Origin of the sequence: Candidatus Protofrankia datiscae (assembly GCF_000177615.2) — a bacterium.
Lineage (GTDB): Bacteria > Actinomycetota > Actinomycetes > Frankiales > Frankiaceae > Protofrankia > Protofrankia coriariae.
The window spans coordinates 2,675,403-2,690,919 of sequence record NC_015656.1; the positions used below are offsets into that span (position 1 = coordinate 2,675,403).

Below are 15,517 nucleotides of genomic sequence, written 5' to 3' on the forward strand. Positions count from 1 at the left end.
CGCCCGCTACAGGCCGACCCTGCCCGAGGGGTTGTCGCGGTCGAACAGGCGGCCGGCGCGTACATAACTGTCCAGGGACGCCGACGACCGCCAGCGTCCCTGTCGCATGATCGCCCGGTCGGGCACGCCGGCACGGGCGGCGGCCGTGGCGAACCCGGACCGCAGGGAGTGCCCGCCGAAGTCGTCCGGGGACAGGCCTGCTGCGGCGGCCCGGCGCTGGACGATGCGGGCGACCGAGCCCGGGTGCAGCCGGCCCGCGCCCACCCCGCCGTGGCGGTTGATCGAACGGAAGGCGGGCCCGTCGGTGAGGCCCGCGGCCTGACGCCAGGCGATCCAGGAGCGGACCGGGCAGGTCGGCCGGTAGGAGCCGAAGGTGAGGCCGACCAGCGCCCCGGCGCGTTCCTGGTCGGTCTTGGACCTGCGGATGGTCAGCACCACGCCGTCCGGGGTCTCGGCGATGTCGGCGACGTCCAGCGCGACGAGCTCGCCGCGGCGCAGGCAGCCGGCGAAACCGACCAGCAGCAGCGCCCGGTCGCGCAGGTCAGCGAGCCGGGAGTCGTCCAGTTCGGCGAGCACCCGGGTGAGCAGGCCGGTCTCCAGCGCGTTCTTGCGCTTCACGGCGGTGCCGTGGACACGGCGGATACCGTCCCAGACGGTCGCGACCTCGGGTGAGGTGGCCGGATTGGGATGACGGCCGAGCTGGTGGGCCACGGAGATGGCGGCCAGCCTGCGGCGGATGGTGGTCGGTTTGTAGCCGGCGTCGGCCAGCGCCGTCAGGTAGCCGGCCACGGTTGCCGGCAGCGCCGGCAGCGCCACCAGGTGCGGGGAGCGCTCGGCGCACCAGGCGGCGAAGTGCCGCAGGTCTGTTTCGTAGGCACGCCACGTCGAGGCGGCCCTGGCCGCCCGGGCATAGTCGGCCACTCGCTCGACCAGGTCGGATGGCAGCACCGTGTAATCGCCATCTCGACGAATCGCAACTTCTGTCCCGTCGCCGCCCACTTCCCAGCCCTTCTCTCCCGCGCCTCCCTGACGCGCGAGAAGTAAAGCTTATCGCGCGCCAGCCCGCCTACAGTTTCGTATCTATAGTTTCGTTACTATACGAAATGCAAAAACAAAACGATACTAAACAGTGAAGGATGTGCCTGGCGGAGCCGTACACCCGCCCCGGACCGAGCACGGCGACCACCGCACCCGGTGGCTGTGATCGGCGGGCCGGTCGGTAGCCTGCCGATCACGGTGGTGGGGGCGCGGTGCGGGGTGGCCGGTGGCATCGATCGAGCGGACGGCGTATCCGCGGTTCGAGCGGACCCGCTGAGCGCCAGGAGGTCGTCCGCGGGCGGTATTGGCTTCCTGCCAGACACCCAGGGCGGCAGGAAGATCGCCACCGGCGCTGGGTCCAGTGATCGCCCGCTACCGCTCCCTGACCGCTTTCAGCGGGGGGTTACGGCCGCGCTATCCGGCAGGGGGTACCAAGACCTGCGAGAAACGGCCCGGGGGGTTAGAGAAGGTCCTCAAATCGGGTGGCGACCTGGCGGTAGCGGCTGACCGGAACGAGGTGCACACCGGCGAAGGCGCCGCTGTCGCGCAGCCGTAGCACCTGGTCGCAGGCCGCTTCGACCCCGGCCGCCTGGTCCCGTTCGACCGCTTCGACGAGGTCGTCGGGGATGTCGATGTCGGGGATGGTCGCGGCGAGGCGGCGGGCCATCCCGGCGCTCGCGAGGACCATCACGCCGGCGTAGACCGGCAGTTCGACCGGATGGGCGTCGCGCCAGCGCAGCAGGGCGTCCACCGAGTAGCTGACCTGTACGAACAGGAAGTCGGCCGCTCGTTTCCATGCGAGCAGTGGACGTAGGCCGGCCGCGGCGCCGACCCGGAACGCCGGCATGTCCGCGAAGACCGGATCCTCGCTGGCCGCGCGGGCCTCGTCCATCATCGCGCGCACGGTCAGGTCGCTGGTCCGGTTCCCGGCGGTGGGTTTGTCGCCGTGGACGAACAGGAACTCCTCGACGCCGTAGGCCGCGGCGGTGAGCAGGTCGCGGCGGAAGCCGAGCAGGTTACGGTCGCGGGAGTTCACGCAGGCGATGCTGCGTCCCCCCATCGTCTGCACCTCGTGGGCGACGGCAATGCTCGACACCGTCGCGCGTCCGATGTGGTTGTCGGGGATCAGGAACGCGTCGGTGACGGGGCTCAGGACGCCGATCTGGTGGCGGGCGTGGGTCAGGTCCGGCCGGGTCGGCGGCTCGATCTCGCAGATCAGCTCGAAGCCGCGCGCCGGACGTTCGCGACCCGCCGTGGATTCCTGCATCCGGACAGGATAGGACGCCACGATCCACCGACCACAGCCACACCGCACGGGTGCGCTGCGCCGCTGTAGCGCACCGTAGGAACAGTCTGGGCAGGAGACCCCGACTGCGAAATGTCCGGCTGCGCCGGCGGGCGGAGTCTTTCCTGAGGGAGTGCCGCGGGACAGCGCTTAGCGTCTGGAGCGGTGGCCAACCTTGGGGGTGAGGCGTATGGCGGTTTCTACCTGTGAGCATTGGAAGCAGCAGCCGGAATGTTCCGGAACCTTGAAAGTGGAACGGCGCAGGCGAGGTCGGCACTGCCCGATTCGCGGCCGCCGACGCCGAAGAGCGCCGCGCGGCAGTTTCGGCAGCGTCGGGCACGGTGTCGGCGCCGATCAGAAGCTCGTTCTGCCGGATACAAGTTCAGAGACCCAACTCGTCGCTACCTTGCCCCCTGGGACAGCTTCGGGAGTAGAGGGCCGTACTCGGCTGCCGCGCTGGGCACGACCACGGTGTGGTTGAGATAGTCGCGATGCAGAGCCTGGTCGTAGTCGGCCGCTCCCTGGTACTTCGCCCACGCCTCGGCCGAGTAGATGCGCAGATCGTCCCCACCAGAAGCACCTCGGCCAAGCGGATCAGGCGATTGTGCGCCACCAGGAGGTTGACCTCCGTACTGGCGAACGGGAACTCGTCGATTCCGGCGAACTCGTCACCGAGATAGCGGTCCCGACGGGGATCGCTCCCGTCGTGAAAGTCCGTGCGGACGGAAACATCAGACCCAGTTCGGCAACCGCCGGGCACAGCACCTCCCTGGACAGATAGCCAGGCAGGATGACGAACCCGTGCCGCCGCCACTCCGCAGCAGCCCTTCCAAGATCCATTATGGCAGTATCACCATGCGCCAACCGTCACTCAACCCATTTCTTGCCCCCAGCGCCTCGGAGCGGAGGGCAAGCAGCTCACTGGTAGCTGACCTGCGCAGACGATGCACCGAGACGCATGTGAGGCATTGGATGTTGCCGCAAAGCGGCTATGTGTCGATGTCTCTATGCGAAGAGGGACGGCTCGCGGGCGCTGTTCCCCATCATGCTGGGCGGCGCTCCCCACCCATCTGTCGGTTCGCGTCCTCGGTTCGGGGGTGCTCGTGGATGCGGACAACGGAGTGCGCAGGATCAATGTTGATCTGGAACGACAGCTCGAGTGCTTCCGAGAGGCGGGCGAGCGCGGCCAACGATGGTTCCTCTTCAGCCTCAAGGTAGACGATCTCCGCCTCGGTGAGACCTGTCTGCTCCGCGAGCCCGGCCTGCGTCAGGTTGTGCCGGGCTCGGTAGCGGACCAGCTCGTCGGCCACCTGGCGGGCCAGCTGGGTGCGATCCCATTCGGCGCGGAACGGCGGGTCGGCGAGCTGCTCGTCGAGGACCTGCTCGAAGGTCGGCATATCGGTGATCTTCATGCCTTTGTGTCGGTGTCAGGTGGGATGGTGAGGCGGTGACCAAGACGCAGTACTACACCGCGACCAGCATCGACGGATTCATCGCCGACCACGGGTTGCTGGACAAGATTATCCTCGGTGTGGCACCGGTGACGCTCGGCGCCGGCGCGCCGCTGCTGCCGCGGCGGCTGCTGTCGTCGCGGCTCGCACTGTCCGCCGTCGAACGGATCGACCAGTTCGTGCACCTGACCTACACGGTGTGTCACCCACCCGCCAGCCCACAGCGGTAGCCGGCGCATGCGAGCCGGTCGGATGTGAGCGCTCACGCGTTGCCGGCGGAGAGCGTCTTCATGACGACGTAGCTGGTCACGGCGGCCACACCCGGCAGGCTTGCGAGCCGGTCGGCGTGGAAGGCCTCATACGCGGGAAGGTCGGCGACCTCGACCTGGAGCAGGTAGTCGTAGTTTCCCGTGACGTGGTGGCAGTGGACCACTTCGCGCAGTCGCACGACCTGGCTCTCGAACTGACGGACGTCGGCGCGAGCATGCCGCAACAGCCGGACACCGACAAGGACGCGCAGGCCACGGCCGACCGCCGCCGGATCGAGGAGCGCCCGGTAACCGCGGATCGCCCCGGTCTCCTCCAGGCGACGCACGCGCCGCAGACAGGGTGAGGGCGACAGGCCGACCCGGTTGGCGAGCTCCTGGTTGCTGATCCGGCCGTGCTGTTCGAGCACGGCCAGTATCGACCTGTCGACGTCATCCATGCCTGGCCATCCCTCCCAGCCGATTAGCAGATTCTCGCCAGGCGGATCCGTTTATCACAACCTCATGCCCTGTTCTGGCGCTACTTGTTGCCAAAACTGCCCCGATCGCCCCTGTTCCGGCAGGAAGACCGGTCATTCTCGTGGCGTCAACCCCAACCCCGCCGACGCAGGAGAAGAACCATGCCGGACGCCCACACGACCAGCAGGACCAGCAGGACGGTCAACCACGCCGATCGTGAGCTGCGCCATGACCGCTCCGTGGCACCGCCCATCTACCAGACGGCGACCTTCTGGGCCGACGACGCCGAGACGTTCGCCCAGGCGGCGGTCGAACGGCGCGGCCAGGGCTTCTACACCCGTTTCGGCAACCCCAACCACGCGCAGGTCGCGGCCATCGTCGCGGAGCTGGAGCATGCCGAAACCGCGCTCGTCAGCGCCTCGGGCATGGCGGCGCTCACCACAGCCGTGCTGGCCCTGGCCTCCGCTGGCGATCACGTGATCGGGCAGAGATCCACCTACAGCGGCACGGCGTCCCTGTTGCTGAACCTCCTGCCGCGCCTGGGCGTGACGACCACACAGGTGGACCAGACGGACCCTGACGCCTTCGCCCGAGCCCTGACCCCGCGGACCCGCCTCATTCTGGTCGAATCGCCGAGCAACCCACTGCTGCAGATCACCGACCTACGCGCCGTCGCGGATCTCGCCCACGCACACAACGCGCTGATCCTGGCGGACAACACCTTCGCCACACCCGTGAACCAGCGACCGCTGGAGCTCGGTGTCGACCTGGTGTGGCACAGCGCGACCAAATACCTCAACGGCCACTCCGACGTGTCAGCCGGCGTGCTCGCGGGGCCGGTGGAGCTCCTGGACCGCGTCTGGGATGTCGCTCTGCTCACCGGCGCGACGCTCGGCCCCATCGACGCCTGGCTGCTGCTGCGCGGTCTGCGCACACTGCCGCTGCGCGTCGCCAGGCACAACGCCAACGGCCAGGCCCTCGCCGAGGCGCTGGAGCGGCACCCCGCCGTCGCACGGGTGCACTACCCGGGCCTGGCGGCACATCCGCAGCACGCGCTCGCGGCCCGTCAGATGAGTGGCTTCGGCGGGGTGCTCGCGGTCGAGTTCGCCGGCGGCCACGAGGCGGCCGACGCCTTCCTCGACCGGCTGCGTCACGTCCGACGAGCGGTCAGTCTCGGTGGTGTGGAGTCCCTCGCCGTGCGCCCCGCGGCGATGTGGGCGGGGATGCTCAGCGAGGAGCAGATCGTCGCCTCGGGGGTTCCGCTGGGGCTGGTCCGGCTCGCCGCCGGCACCGAGGACACCGCCGACCTCGTCGACGACGTGCTCACGGCAGCCGATTCCCTGTAGCGACAGTGCCGGCGAACGGACGGACGCCCAAGCCACGAACCGGTACGGCACCGGCTGCCCGCGCGGAGCGGTTCGGGTTCACTCGGGCCTGACAGCGGAGAGCCGCCTACGCCCGCCTCAGCCCGTGTAGGTGGTTTCCGCTGTGAGGATGACGGTTTCCACCTACGCTCGCCGCGGTTGTAGGTGGTTTTCGCTGTTCGGACGACGGTTTCCACCTACGCTTTCCGCTCAGATCTCGTCGGCGCTTCGGGAGGCGAGCCCGTAGCGGCGGGCCAGATCGTTCCAGGACGCGACGAACTGTTGCTTGGCCACGGTGGCCTCCACGCTGTGCTGCTGGGCGAGGAGGCTGGAAGAGGTCGCCGGCGCCGGCGGGACGCAGATACCGGCCACCTCGCGAGCCCATGCCGCGTAAGCGCGGTCCGCCGCCGCTGACTCCACCCACGCCGTCCGCAGGTCGGCGACCATGCCCCTGCCATCGGGAATGGCGCTGACAGCGAGGCTGTCGACCTCGTCGACGAGGGCGTCCCGGCCGGCCGCGGCACTGAGAAGGTCGGTTTCGGCGCCGCTCAGATCGGTGCAGTTCGCAATCTGCTGGACCGCCGCGACGACAGTGCCTCGGGCGCTGCCGCTGCGGCTGAGCAGGTCGTCGATCGTCCGGAGCTGGATGACGGCCTGCGACGGTGCCGAGGTGGTCGGCGTGGCCGCCACGGGGACGGAGGGCTGGCCGTTGCCACGCTCCGAACCTGAACGACCCGTGAGGATCACGACGAGAACGATCGCTGCCGCCAGCATCGCCAGGATCGCCAGCGCGACGCCGCCGCGACGGGCCGCCGCACTCCGTGGCCGCGGTGGCGGTGGCGGTGGCGGTGGACCAGGGTGCGGCCACGGGGGTGCGGAGGCTCCGACCTTTTGGGTCAGTTCGTCCGTGTCCATGGCGGTGCCGTCGGACGCGGCGTCTCCGGCCGGTGCCCACGAACTGTTTCCCGGACCTGTTCCGGTGGGAGACGTCGCGCCCCGACGCGGATCGGGCTGAAGCGGATCAGGATCAGGACGAACGGGAGACGACGGAGGAGATGACTGTGCCGTGGGCTGCGCCGTCGTTCCGCAGGCGGTGCAGAAACGGATACCCGGTCGTTGGGACGACCCGCACGCGGCGCAGGTCCACACCATCGCCTCCCATGGGTGCGGAAACGCCCCGCCGGCGGGACGCGGACGGGATTCACGCCGCCCCGGTCGTGGCGGCGGCCGACCAGAAGAGTATCGACAGCCGGCCGGACGATTGTCGAGCGTCCCGCCGGTACGAAGAAAAATAACTCTCCGTATGAGATGGAGGATGTCGCGACAGCGTGGATCCTTTGTTTTCGGTAACGCATCCACGCAGGTCGACATGTTCTTTCTGATCGTTCTACCGGACAGCGACGCCGGATCAAGCCACGCTTTTTCCTTACGTTCGGTAGTCATAGATGGTGGGAGTGGCCGCCCTTTACCGCTTCTGCGGACCCTCACCGTCACCGTGGTGTCACGGCCGTGCGATACTGCGTGTCGGTCAACCAATGGATCTGTGTGCCCGGATGCGCTTACCGTTGCGGCGCGCCGGCCGTCCGGTCCAGCAGCGCACCACGGAGCCGACGTAATGACGATACTGAAAACCGGTGCGTGCTCGCACTGCGGCGGCCTGCCGCAACCAGGTGATGAGTACTGCCCGGACTGCGGGACGAGGTTGGATGGCCAGCCGCCTCCACCGCCCCAACGCCGGCCCTCTTCTGGTCCGCCGATGCGCGAGCACGATCCCGATCGGGCCACCCGGTATCTGTGCTCGGCGGTGCACCTCAACGAGGCCATGGCCCGCACCGTGGCGGCGACCGTTCTCGACGAACCATACCGAGCCATTCACCCGAATCACGGCATCGGCATGGTGGCGCTCGTCCGCCATGCTGCCAGCGCACGGAACACCGCGCGTCTGCGCACCGGGATCGCCGTTCTCATCGGCTTCGTCATCCCGCTCATCCTGCTGTTGGCGGCGTGCGGTTCGCTGTTCGGCGGAAGCGGCTCCTCCAGCAGCTATCTCGGCGATGATCTGGGCAGCGCATCCAACACCAGCGCGCTGCTCTTCTCCTACGTGCTCATCGCCATCCCGGTGCTGCTCTTCCTGCTGCGTGTGGTCTACCGGCTGTACTGCATGGCGCAGGCGGTCGCCGTCATGAACCAGCATGTGGACCCCGCGGACCTGGCATCCAGCGTCGACAGAATGATCGAAAAACGTCTCGAGTCCGTGGACTCCGGTAACACGATCGTTTTCAGCGGGCCGTTCAGCGGTGCCAACCCGTTCGTCGGCAGCGGCGCGCACCTGGGCACATGGGTCGTGACGTTGGACACCAGCAAGGCTGGTATCCAGGACGGCAGCTCGCAGATCATCCCCTTCGACGAGGCCGATCTGCATGACTGGCTGGCTCGAACGGTCCCCGACCTCACCCTTGCCGGCCTTGTCGTACGCGAGAAGCTGTATGTGAGCGGCGTGGACGCGCCGCTGGTCCAAGGCCTTGTACCCGGCACCGGAAAGCCGCCCTACACCCATATGCCCGAGGGCATCTTGACGAACATACTGCGTAATCCGACCAGCTATGCCCGGACCTATCTCGTCTTCGAACGGCTGACCGCGGGAAACCAGCTCGGCCTCACCTATCTCGTCCGGGCGGACCTGCTCCAGAACAACACGCTCTTCATCGAGGGTGTGTCCGTTGCCATGCCTCCACTGGGCGCCCCCTGCCTCGCGGTCACCACCGTTCCGATGGAACACTGGGACCGTTTCGTGACCGCCGTTAAACAGACCTTCAAGCAGAACTTCCGCCCGTCTTTCACCTTGCGCGGGTGGCGGTCGCTGGCGACGCGGCGGGATCGCATCCGCCCTGGTGTCGTCATCGACTACGGGGCCCGTCGCAGCGTTCGTGCGGAGGTTGCCGCCGACCTGAAGGACTACTACTACGCCGACGTGGACCAGCGTCTGTACCTCGAGACGCTGCAGCGGCGGGTTCTCGAGAACATCGTGGAGTTCCTGCGAAGGCACAACGTCGATACCTCGGAGTTCGAGCGGCACAGCGAGCAGGTGATCAACAACATTCACAACGGCAACATCTTCAATGTCAACGAGGTCAGTGGCCAGGGCAACGTCTTCGGCGACCAGGCGCAGGTAACCAATGCTCAGCAGGGCGGATAGTCCCAGGGGAGAAGCAGCGTGAGCACGTACAACATTGGTTCGGTGTCGGGCCAGGGGAACGTCTTCGGGGACAACAACCAGGTCACCAACCAGATCGCCGTCCCGGCTGCGACGCGCGGCGCGCTGGAGAACCTGCGCGCCGCGCTGCGGGACAACGCCGACGATCTTACGGACCCGGACGGGATGCGGCGGGCGACCGACGAGCTCGAGGAGGAACTCACCGCGGACGCGCCGGACCGTGGCCGGATCTCCCGCCTCCTACGCGGCCTGCTGCTGGGTGCCGGCACCGTCACCGCGGTAACCACCGCCCTGGAAGGCCTCGAAAACACGGTATTCGGTTGAGCATTCCAGAGGAGGCGTAGGTGGTTTCCGGCGCCCCGACAAATTTTTTTCACCTGTATCCACCTCGACCGTAGGCGGTTTCGGTCGCCCCGACAGCGCTTTCCGCCCGCACTTTCCGATGCGTCGGTTCCGCGGGGCACACGCTCGCTCGTCTCCGGCGGGTCTGGAAGGTGAACCGTCCGACGGACTGGCCGATACCTGATCTCGATGGCGATCCGGCTCCGGGCGATCCGTTCGCGGTGCGGGAGCTGGCCCGACGGTTTCTGGCGTTTGCCGCTGACGTCGAACACGCCCATAAGCAGCTCACCGCGATAGCCACCGGTGAAGTGATCCATGTATGGACTGGTTCCGCGGGAGATGCGTTTCGGGGGAGCTGGATATATTCCCCGGCCAGCTACAGAAGCTTGCGACGTCGTATCAGATGGCCGGTGATGCGCTGCGCGTCTATGCGCCGGTCCTGGATTCCGCGCAGGTACAGGCCGACCGGGCACTTGCGCGGGGGCGGGAAGCGCGAGCCCGCCGCGAGCCCGCCGCGAGCCCGCCGCGAGCCCGCTCAGATCCTTGTCGGCTCGGCGCAGACCGCGCTGTCGTCCGCGACGCGGAGGATCATGGCTCTGGAGTCAGGTTCCCACCCCCACGCGATGGATCTTCCTTTGCCTGATCCGGTGCAGGTGACACAGGCGATCCGAGACCAGCGGGTCGCGCAGGCCCGGCTGGAGCAGTTGCGAGACTCTGTACAGGCCGTACAGGCCGTACAGGCCGTACAGGCCGTACAGGATGATCTGGATGCTGCCCGTCAGCTCGCGCGCTGGCGGCGAAGCAGCTACGTCAGGATGCGGCACGGACCTGCGTATCGATGATCCGGCGCGCCTCCCACGCGGGGATCCGGGACAAGCCGTGGTGGTCCTGGGAGAAAATCCCACAGGCCGCTGGCAGGGTCTGGCATGTTGCCATCGGCCTCGCGACCAGCACCGTTGCGGTCCTCGGGGTGGCCGCTATGGTCGTCGGCGGGCCGGTCGCATGGATGGTGTCCGCAGCTGCGCTCGTGCTCCTGACCGATGCCTTGGCCCGGTATGCCAACGGCCAGGCATCCCGATGGGACGTCGGCTTCGCCCTGCTCGGCTGTATCCCCGGTAGTCGAGGTCTCAGCACCGCCGGTCTTGGCCGTGGTGCCGGCCAGGTCCAGCGTGGAGGAGGTGTCGCCGCTGGTGTCCTGCGCGCCGCTGTGGTTCATACCCACCGGGTGCTCAATGCCTGCGAAGCGCATCTTGCCGTCATGGCTGCCAACCTGCGCGCTGCCCGTCAGGGTTTCGCCATGACCGTGACTCCTGACGGCCGGATGCTCATGGTCGGCAGCGACGCCCTTCGTGACACCTCGAAAGCCGCTGGCCGCGGGCTGACGGCATCCGAACAGCGGGCCGTCAGATCGCTTCAGCGGCAGATCGAAGAACATCGGGCTAAACTGGAAGCGTACCGGGCCGATCCTGACGTATTCGATGACCAAGGTATTCTTGAGTGTGCGCCGATACCGATGATTCGGCAACGAATCATCGGTGGACGTATACGCCATCTGGAACAGGAGATCCCAGCTTTTCGGAAGCAGATTTTCAAAATTCTTAGGGGCGGTGGCCAGTGAGTGAGCACGTGTCCGTCCCGCTTGAGACGCTCACCGCCGCGTTCGCTCTTCTGATCGAACATCTGCGACAGGAAGCGGGGACGGAGGTGTCTCTCGACAAAGATTACTTCTGGTCGATTCCGCGGGAGCTGCTCTACGATGTCTACGCGCAGCCAACGGATCTGACTGTCGGACAGCTCAGTGAGTCGTTGGCCGATCTACAGTCGGCGTTGGCCGATCCGTCGAAAGTCACGACGTACGGCCTGGTATGGCTTGCCGACCTGCTGAAAGCCATCGGCCTGGATATCGTCAGATGACTGTCGGAGGCTGTCCGCGGACAAGCGTAGGTGGTTTCCGTCGTTTCGGTAGCGGTTTCCACCTACGCTTGCCGCGGGTGTAGGTGGTTTCCGCTGGGGGGATGGCGGTTTTCACCTACGGGTGGGTCAGGCTCCGGTGGTGGAGCCGGGTCTGACGATCATTAGGATGGTGACGGTCACCCAGAGCAGGTTGAAGGCGCCGGTGAGCATTGCCAGGCGTGCGCCGGCCCGCGCGTCGAGGGCAGCGGTGGCGTCGGCGCTCGCTGTGGCCTGCGCGGCGGCGTCGACGGCATGGAGGGCGTCGCGCTGGCCAGGCAGGACGAGCAGAGCCAGGACGATGGCCGCGCCCGCGGTGAGGATGATCGAGGCGATCACCCAGGCGTTGCCCGTGACACTCATTTCACCCGCGGTGGCGAACCCGAGAGCGGGTACGGCGACACCGACGAGGGCGTAGACCGAGCAGATGCGGTACAGGATGCGCAGGGATGCGACAGCGGCCGGATCGCCGGGGTTGGCCTGGGAGTGACGCAGGGCCGGAGGGAACATGCTGGCGGCGACGGCGACCGGGCCGATGGTGAGGACAGCGGCCAGAACGTGCAGGATCAGGAAGAATTTCGTCACGGTGACAATCCTCGCCTCCGACGCCGCGGCGTCGGCCAGTGACCTTCAGGGTGTGGGCTACCGGGCTGGCCCGCTGGCCTCGCCTCCACCAGCCGCGCTCGTCCCGGTCGAAGCCAGCAGACGCGCGCTCCGCTGATGCCGTTGCGGTGTCGTAGGCGGCGCGGGCGTGGGCGTTGTGAGGACCACAGCGGGGCCACAGCCGAAATGGCGAAGCTGACCGGTAGCCGGAGGCACACTCACTTTATGTAAATCGTCCGCGCTCCCCGCACCTGGGCGCCAGCTTCACGATCACGACTGGACGCCTGGGACGCGGGCGGGCTTCTTGGCCGCGCACCCTCCGAGGTACCCGTGCGGCCGACGGCTGGTGGCCATCTGCGAGCGATGTACCGCATGGTCACGTAGGCGGCCGTGGAGTTACTGAAAGTAATCAGTCTCACCGCCTCCGGCGATACCGGGCCTACTGGTGATCATATATGAGCGAAAGCAGGATCCGATGCGTGTCGGGATATACCTGGACGATCAGGGGCGGTCACTGGACGCGGTCGTGGCGGCGGCCCGTGACGGGGCAAAGGCCGGCTTCGCCAGCGCCTGGATGACCCAGTTCGGCGGGTGGGACGCGCTCACCGCGCTGGCGGTCGTGGGCCGGGAGGCACCCGGTATCGAGGTCGGGACAGCGGTGGTGCCGACCTATCCCCGCCATCCGCTGGTGCTCGCCAGCCAGGCGCTGACGGTGCAGGCGGCCGTGGGCAACCGGCTCACCCTGGGCATCGGGGTGAGCCATCGGCCCATCGTCGAGGGCCAGTTCGGCTACTCGTTCGACCGGCCCGTGGCGTACCTGCGGGAGTACCTGTCCGTGCTGGTCCCGCTGCTGCACGGGGAGAGCGTCACCCACCAGGGCGCGTCCCTCACCGCCGTCGGCGCCGTTGACGTGCCGGGCGGCAAGCCGCCGTCGCTGCTGATCGGCGCGCTCGGCCCCGCGATGCTACGGACCGCCGGTGAGCTCGCCGACGGCACGGTCACGACCTGGACGGGCCCGGCGACCCTCGCCGACCACATCGTGCCGACGATCACCCGGGCCGCCAGCGCCGCGGGACGGCCGGATCCCCGGGTGGTGGCGCTCAGCTTCGTCTGTGTGACCGCGGACGCCGACGCGCGCCGGGAGTGGGTCGCGCAACGGTTCGCCATGGTCGGCCAGCTGCCCAGCTACCGGGCCGTCCTCGACCGGTAGGGTGTGGACGGCCCGGGGGAGACGGTCATCCTCGGTGACGAGGCGTCTGTCGAACGGCAGATTCGGCGACTGGCGAGCGCCGGTGTCACCGAACTGGTGGCGCAGCCGATCGGTTCGGCACGGGAGCAGGCGACAGCGACCGACCTGCTCGTCGCGCTCAATACGCCGCCCGCCGGCTGACCTGGCGGGGGCGAGCCGGCCGGCAGGCGGAGCCGAGAACTGGCACCCCGCTGGCTCTCCCGTCCGGTGGAACGCCGATCCTCCGCGCCGCACGCGAATGCCGCACGCGAATACAGTCGTAACGGCTGGGTGCGGGGGTGGGCGGACGGAGTCGGTTGTCGCTGCCGGAAGGAGTTGCCGCAAAGGTGAGTGGGTTGTTGGAGGACGGGGAGGCACAGCCGGTTCTCACCCGGGAGCTGAGACTCGCGGCATATGTGGTCTGCATCCGGGACGGTAAAGTGCTGCTCGCGCGCTTCGCTGGCGCGGGTCAGACGTTCTGGACGCTGCCCGGCGGCGGGCTCGATCACGGGGAGGATCCGCTTGCCGCGGCGATCCGCGAGGTCGAGGAGGAAACCGGATACGACGTCGTGATCGAATCCCTGCTCGGTCTGGACTCGATACGTCGGAACTTTCAGCGTGCGGTGGGTGTCGAAGCCGACCAGCAGACCCTGCGGGTCATTTACGCCGCCCGGGTGGTGGCCGGTGAGCTTCGCTACGAGGTGGGCGGTTCGACCGACCAGGCCGCATGGGTCGATCTTGAACGGGTCCATGCTCTCGAGCGGATCGATCTGGTCGACATAGGGCTGGAGCTCGAACGCCGCCGTCCACCGCTTGGCCGGGTGGACCGGGACCGCTTCCGGCTCTGAATCCGGCCAGGAGTCACAGCCGGGCGCCCGGTGGAGATCCGACCGAAGTCCGATCTCCACCGGGATGACGCCGGCTCCCCGGGACGAACCGAATGGTTACCGGGACACGGGCCGCCCGGGTCTACCGGATCAGTGAAGCCGGTCCGGTGGGAGGCTCGAGCATGAAAACGGAAACAGAAATGGAAAGAGCAAAGAGCACGGAAGGAACGCGGCCGTGCCGTCGGTGGACGGTCAGCCGATCTTTCCGGACCAGCAGTGCTTGGACGCGTACCACGGTCCGGTGCCCTGCTGCGAGTAGAGGATGCGAGCGCGTTTCCACTGCTCCTCGGGGCTGGCCTGCTGCGGCAGACCGGACCCGCCGACACCTCGCCAGGTGGGTGGCAGGAACTGGAACAGCCCACCGGCGCCGATCTCGTTGACGACGCGCGGATCGCCACCGGATTCACACTGTGCGATGGCGGAGAGCACCCGGTCCGCGGCCGGTGCCGCGTTTGCCGGCTGGGACACCGCGACGCTGCCGCCGATGGCTGCGACAACAGCCGGAACGGCGATCATCGCGCGGGTGCGGGTCCTGATTCCCACGCGGTTGCGCCGCCTGCTGCGCCTGGTCGCGCCGTCACGCGTATGTCCGTCACGAGTACGTGTCTGGGACATGATGATGTCCTTCCCCACGCCTGCGAGGTGAGCTGTCGGGTTCGGGCTGGGACTGCCCGGCCGCGTTCCGCGGCTTCACCCCAAGGACGTCCGATGAGCGACGCCCGCAAAAATTGGTTCCCCCGCTCCTGCCATTGGTTTGACTTCCGTCGGCCGGGGCAGGATTCGGCGTGTCGCCCGACGGGTGCCTTCTTCGCGAAGGCACGGCGCAGACCATACGCACGGGTCCGACCTGGAAAGCAAGAGGGGACGGACGGCCGTGAAGATGAGCACACCGTATTTCTGATGTTGATTGTCGCCCCGGTCGTCGGGTAACGCGCGCGCCCGCGCGCTCATTATCTGGATGGGCATGTGAGGCCGGCGAAGCGTGGCGATATCGCCACGCTTCGGGTCGAGTGTTCCTGCGCGCGGCGTGGATGGCCGGGCCGAATTCGTGACCGCCGGCACCGCCGTCGCGGAAATGTTCACTGAAATGTTCATGGAAATGCCCGTCGGAAGTTCCCCGAAAATGGCCGGGGAAAGCGGTCGAGGCGATCGTGGAAGGCCGTGGCAGTGGCCGGAGGGGTGCTCTTCGACGCAGCCGTCGCATGGCCGGAAGCGCCTGCGTGGAGAAAGCGCTGGCCGGGGGCTGGCGGCGGTGTGGAAGGCGTGTATCGTGTTCGCCTTGCTCGCGCCGCGATCTTCCGGCGGCCTGCCTGCCTGTGACCTTCCCGAGGCGACGCGATGCCGGCCGGGTGCCGCGACGCCAGGCGCCGTGACGCGACGCCGGGTGCCGTGGCACGGGCACCATGACCCGGAGGACTGGGACATTGACG

At 67.8% G+C, this 15,517-nt stretch carries 18 protein-coding genes and 1 riboswitch; of the genes, 10 read left to right on the forward strand and 8 right to left on the reverse strand.

Annotated elements, in window-relative coordinates; genetic code table 11:
• Positions 1 to 6: 6 nt before the first annotated feature.
• The 3 genes from FSYMDG_RS11010 to FSYMDG_RS11020 all read right to left on the reverse strand — a co-directional run bounded on the left by FSYMDG_RS11010 (position 7) and on the right by FSYMDG_RS11020 (position 3,735).
• Positions 7 to 948: a tyrosine-type recombinase/integrase gene (locus FSYMDG_RS11010; protein WP_237702715.1), complete on the reverse strand. Its 942-nt coding sequence runs from the start codon at positions 946 to 948 to the stop codon at positions 7 to 9.
• Between the two features lie 550 nt (positions 949 to 1,498).
• The gene (locus FSYMDG_RS11015) at positions 1,499 to 2,305 is read right to left on the reverse strand and encodes a methylenetetrahydrofolate reductase (protein ID WP_013873573.1); all 807 of its coding nucleotides are present in this window, start codon (positions 2,303 to 2,305) and stop codon (positions 1,499 to 1,501) included.
• Positions 2,306 to 3,366: 1,061 nt separating this feature from the next.
• Positions 3,367 to 3,735 carry a helix-turn-helix transcriptional regulator gene (locus FSYMDG_RS11020; protein ID WP_013873575.1) on the reverse strand — a complete coding sequence of 123 codons (369 nt, stop codon included), beginning with the start codon at positions 3,733 to 3,735 and terminating at the stop codon, positions 3,367 to 3,369.
• A gap of 35 nt (positions 3,736 to 3,770) precedes the next feature.
• Here FSYMDG_RS11020 and FSYMDG_RS28355 point away from each other — a divergent pair, with 35 nt between their 5' ends.
• Positions 3,771 to 4,004, forward strand: coding sequence for a hypothetical protein (locus tag FSYMDG_RS28355; RefSeq protein ID WP_013873576.1), 234 nt, complete (start codon positions 3,771 to 3,773; stop codon positions 4,002 to 4,004).
• Between the two features lie 32 nt (positions 4,005 to 4,036).
• Here FSYMDG_RS28355 and FSYMDG_RS11030 read toward each other — a convergent pair whose 3' ends face one another.
• Positions 4,037 to 4,480, reverse strand: a complete 444-nt coding sequence (locus FSYMDG_RS11030; RefSeq protein ID WP_013873577.1) for an Lrp/AsnC family transcriptional regulator — start codon at positions 4,478 to 4,480, stop codon at positions 4,037 to 4,039.
• A 180-nt stretch (positions 4,481 to 4,660) separates the two neighbouring features.
• Between FSYMDG_RS11030 and FSYMDG_RS11035 the strand changes: the two genes are divergently transcribed.
• A complete protein-coding gene (locus FSYMDG_RS11035) occupies positions 4,661 to 5,845 on the forward strand; it encodes a trans-sulfuration enzyme family protein (RefSeq protein ID WP_013873578.1) in 1,185 nt (394 codons plus the stop codon).
• A gap of 228 nt (positions 5,846 to 6,073) precedes the next feature.
• On the opposite strand, the gene FSYMDG_RS11040 is transcribed toward FSYMDG_RS11035, so the two are convergent.
• The gene (locus FSYMDG_RS11040) at positions 6,074 to 6,637 is read right to left on the reverse strand and encodes a hypothetical protein (RefSeq protein ID WP_013873579.1); all 564 of its coding nucleotides are present in this window, start codon (positions 6,635 to 6,637) and stop codon (positions 6,074 to 6,076) included.
• Between the two features lie 541 nt (positions 6,638 to 7,178).
• Here FSYMDG_RS11040 and FSYMDG_RS11045 point away from each other — a divergent pair.
• Both FSYMDG_RS11045 and FSYMDG_RS11050 read left to right on the forward strand, forming a co-directional pair.
• Complete coding sequence (locus FSYMDG_RS11045; protein WP_131772474.1) at positions 7,179 to 9,059, forward strand: zinc ribbon domain-containing protein; 1,881 nt, start codon at positions 7,179 to 7,181, stop codon at positions 9,057 to 9,059.
• Between the two features lie 18 nt (positions 9,060 to 9,077).
• Positions 9,078 to 9,401 (forward strand): hypothetical protein, encoded by a 324-nt coding sequence (locus FSYMDG_RS11050; RefSeq protein WP_013873581.1) that lies wholly within the window; start codon positions 9,078 to 9,080, stop codon positions 9,399 to 9,401.
• 620 nt (positions 9,402 to 10,021) lie between these two features.
• On the opposite strand, the gene FSYMDG_RS11055 is transcribed toward FSYMDG_RS11050, so the two are convergent.
• On the reverse strand, positions 10,022 to 10,243 hold the full coding sequence (locus FSYMDG_RS11055; protein ID WP_043603477.1) for a hypothetical protein: 222 nt from the start codon (positions 10,241 to 10,243) through the stop codon (positions 10,022 to 10,024).
• A gap of 14 nt (positions 10,244 to 10,257) precedes the next feature.
• Here FSYMDG_RS11055 and FSYMDG_RS11060 point away from each other — a divergent pair, with 14 nt between their 5' ends.
• Positions 10,258 to 11,037 (forward strand): hypothetical protein, encoded by a 780-nt coding sequence (locus FSYMDG_RS11060; protein WP_013873583.1) that lies wholly within the window; start codon positions 10,258 to 10,260, stop codon positions 11,035 to 11,037.
• Entirely contained in the window at positions 11,034 to 11,333 is a 300-nt protein-coding gene (locus FSYMDG_RS11065) for a hypothetical protein (protein ID WP_013873584.1), read from the forward strand. The genes FSYMDG_RS11060 and FSYMDG_RS11065 overlap by 4 nt, the downstream gene beginning before the upstream one ends.
• A gap of 126 nt (positions 11,334 to 11,459) precedes the next feature.
• Here the strand turns inward: FSYMDG_RS11065 and FSYMDG_RS11070 are convergent, their stop codons facing one another.
• On the reverse strand, positions 11,460 to 11,954 hold the full coding sequence (locus tag FSYMDG_RS11070) for a membrane protein (protein WP_013873585.1): 495 nt from the start codon (positions 11,952 to 11,954) through the stop codon (positions 11,460 to 11,462).
• Between the two features lies 1 nt (position 11,955).
• On the opposite strand from FSYMDG_RS11070, the gene FSYMDG_RS29185 reads away from it, so the two are divergent.
• From FSYMDG_RS29185 to FSYMDG_RS11080, 4 genes are all read left to right on the forward strand, one after another.
• A complete protein-coding gene (locus tag FSYMDG_RS29185) occupies positions 11,956 to 12,090 on the forward strand; it encodes a hypothetical protein (RefSeq protein ID WP_258165195.1) in 135 nt (44 codons plus the stop codon).
• A gap of 357 nt (positions 12,091 to 12,447) precedes the next feature.
• Positions 12,448 to 13,182 (forward strand): TIGR03564 family F420-dependent LLM class oxidoreductase, encoded by a 735-nt coding sequence (locus FSYMDG_RS11075; protein ID WP_237702716.1) that lies wholly within the window; start codon positions 12,448 to 12,450, stop codon positions 13,180 to 13,182.
• A gap of 3 nt (positions 13,183 to 13,185) precedes the next feature.
• The gene (locus FSYMDG_RS28360; protein WP_237702717.1) at positions 13,186 to 13,362 is read left to right on the forward strand and encodes a hypothetical protein; all 177 of its coding nucleotides are present in this window, start codon (positions 13,186 to 13,188) and stop codon (positions 13,360 to 13,362) included.
• Between the two features lie 185 nt (positions 13,363 to 13,547).
• Positions 13,548 to 14,048 (forward strand): NUDIX hydrolase, encoded by a 501-nt coding sequence (locus FSYMDG_RS11080; RefSeq protein ID WP_013873586.1) that lies wholly within the window; start codon positions 13,548 to 13,550, stop codon positions 14,046 to 14,048.
• Between the two features lie 231 nt (positions 14,049 to 14,279).
• On the opposite strand, the gene FSYMDG_RS11085 is transcribed toward FSYMDG_RS11080, so the two are convergent.
• A complete protein-coding gene (locus FSYMDG_RS11085) occupies positions 14,280 to 14,702 on the reverse strand; it encodes a transglycosylase family protein (RefSeq protein WP_347176472.1) in 423 nt (140 codons plus the stop codon).
• Positions 14,703 to 14,704: 2 nt separating this feature from the next.
• Positions 14,705 to 14,883, reverse strand: a riboswitch (cyclic di-AMP (ydaO/yuaA leader).
• Positions 14,884 to 15,517 lie beyond the last annotated feature (634 nt).

Coding starts and splice junctions, on each gene's coding strand:
- FSYMDG_RS11015 (WP_013873573.1), bottom strand. CDS start 2,305: ATGCAGGAATCCACGGCGGGTCGCGAACGTCCGGCGCGCGGCTTCGAG.
- FSYMDG_RS11020 (WP_013873575.1), bottom strand. CDS start 3,735: ATGAAGATCACCGATATGCCGACCTTCGAGCAGGTCCTCGACGAGCAG.
- FSYMDG_RS11030 (WP_013873577.1), bottom strand. CDS start 4,480: ATGGATGACGTCGACAGGTCGATACTGGCCGTGCTCGAACAGCACGGC.
- FSYMDG_RS11035 (WP_013873578.1), top strand. CDS start 4,661: ATGCCGGACGCCCACACGACCAGCAGGACCAGCAGGACGGTCAACCAC.
- FSYMDG_RS11040 (WP_013873579.1), bottom strand. CDS start 6,637: ATGCTGGCGGCAGCGATCGTTCTCGTCGTGATCCTCACGGGTCGTTCA.
- FSYMDG_RS11045 (WP_131772474.1), top strand. CDS start 7,179: ATGTCGCGACAGCGTGGATCCTTTGTTTTCGGTAACGCATCCACGCAG.
- FSYMDG_RS11060 (WP_013873583.1), top strand. CDS start 10,258: ATGATCCGGCGCGCCTCCCACGCGGGGATCCGGGACAAGCCGTGGTGG.
- FSYMDG_RS11075 (WP_237702716.1), top strand. CDS start 12,448: ATGCGTGTCGGGATATACCTGGACGATCAGGGGCGGTCACTGGACGCG.
- FSYMDG_RS11085 (WP_347176472.1), bottom strand. CDS start 14,702: ATGTCCCAGACACGTACTCGTGACGGACATACGCGTGACGGCGCGACC.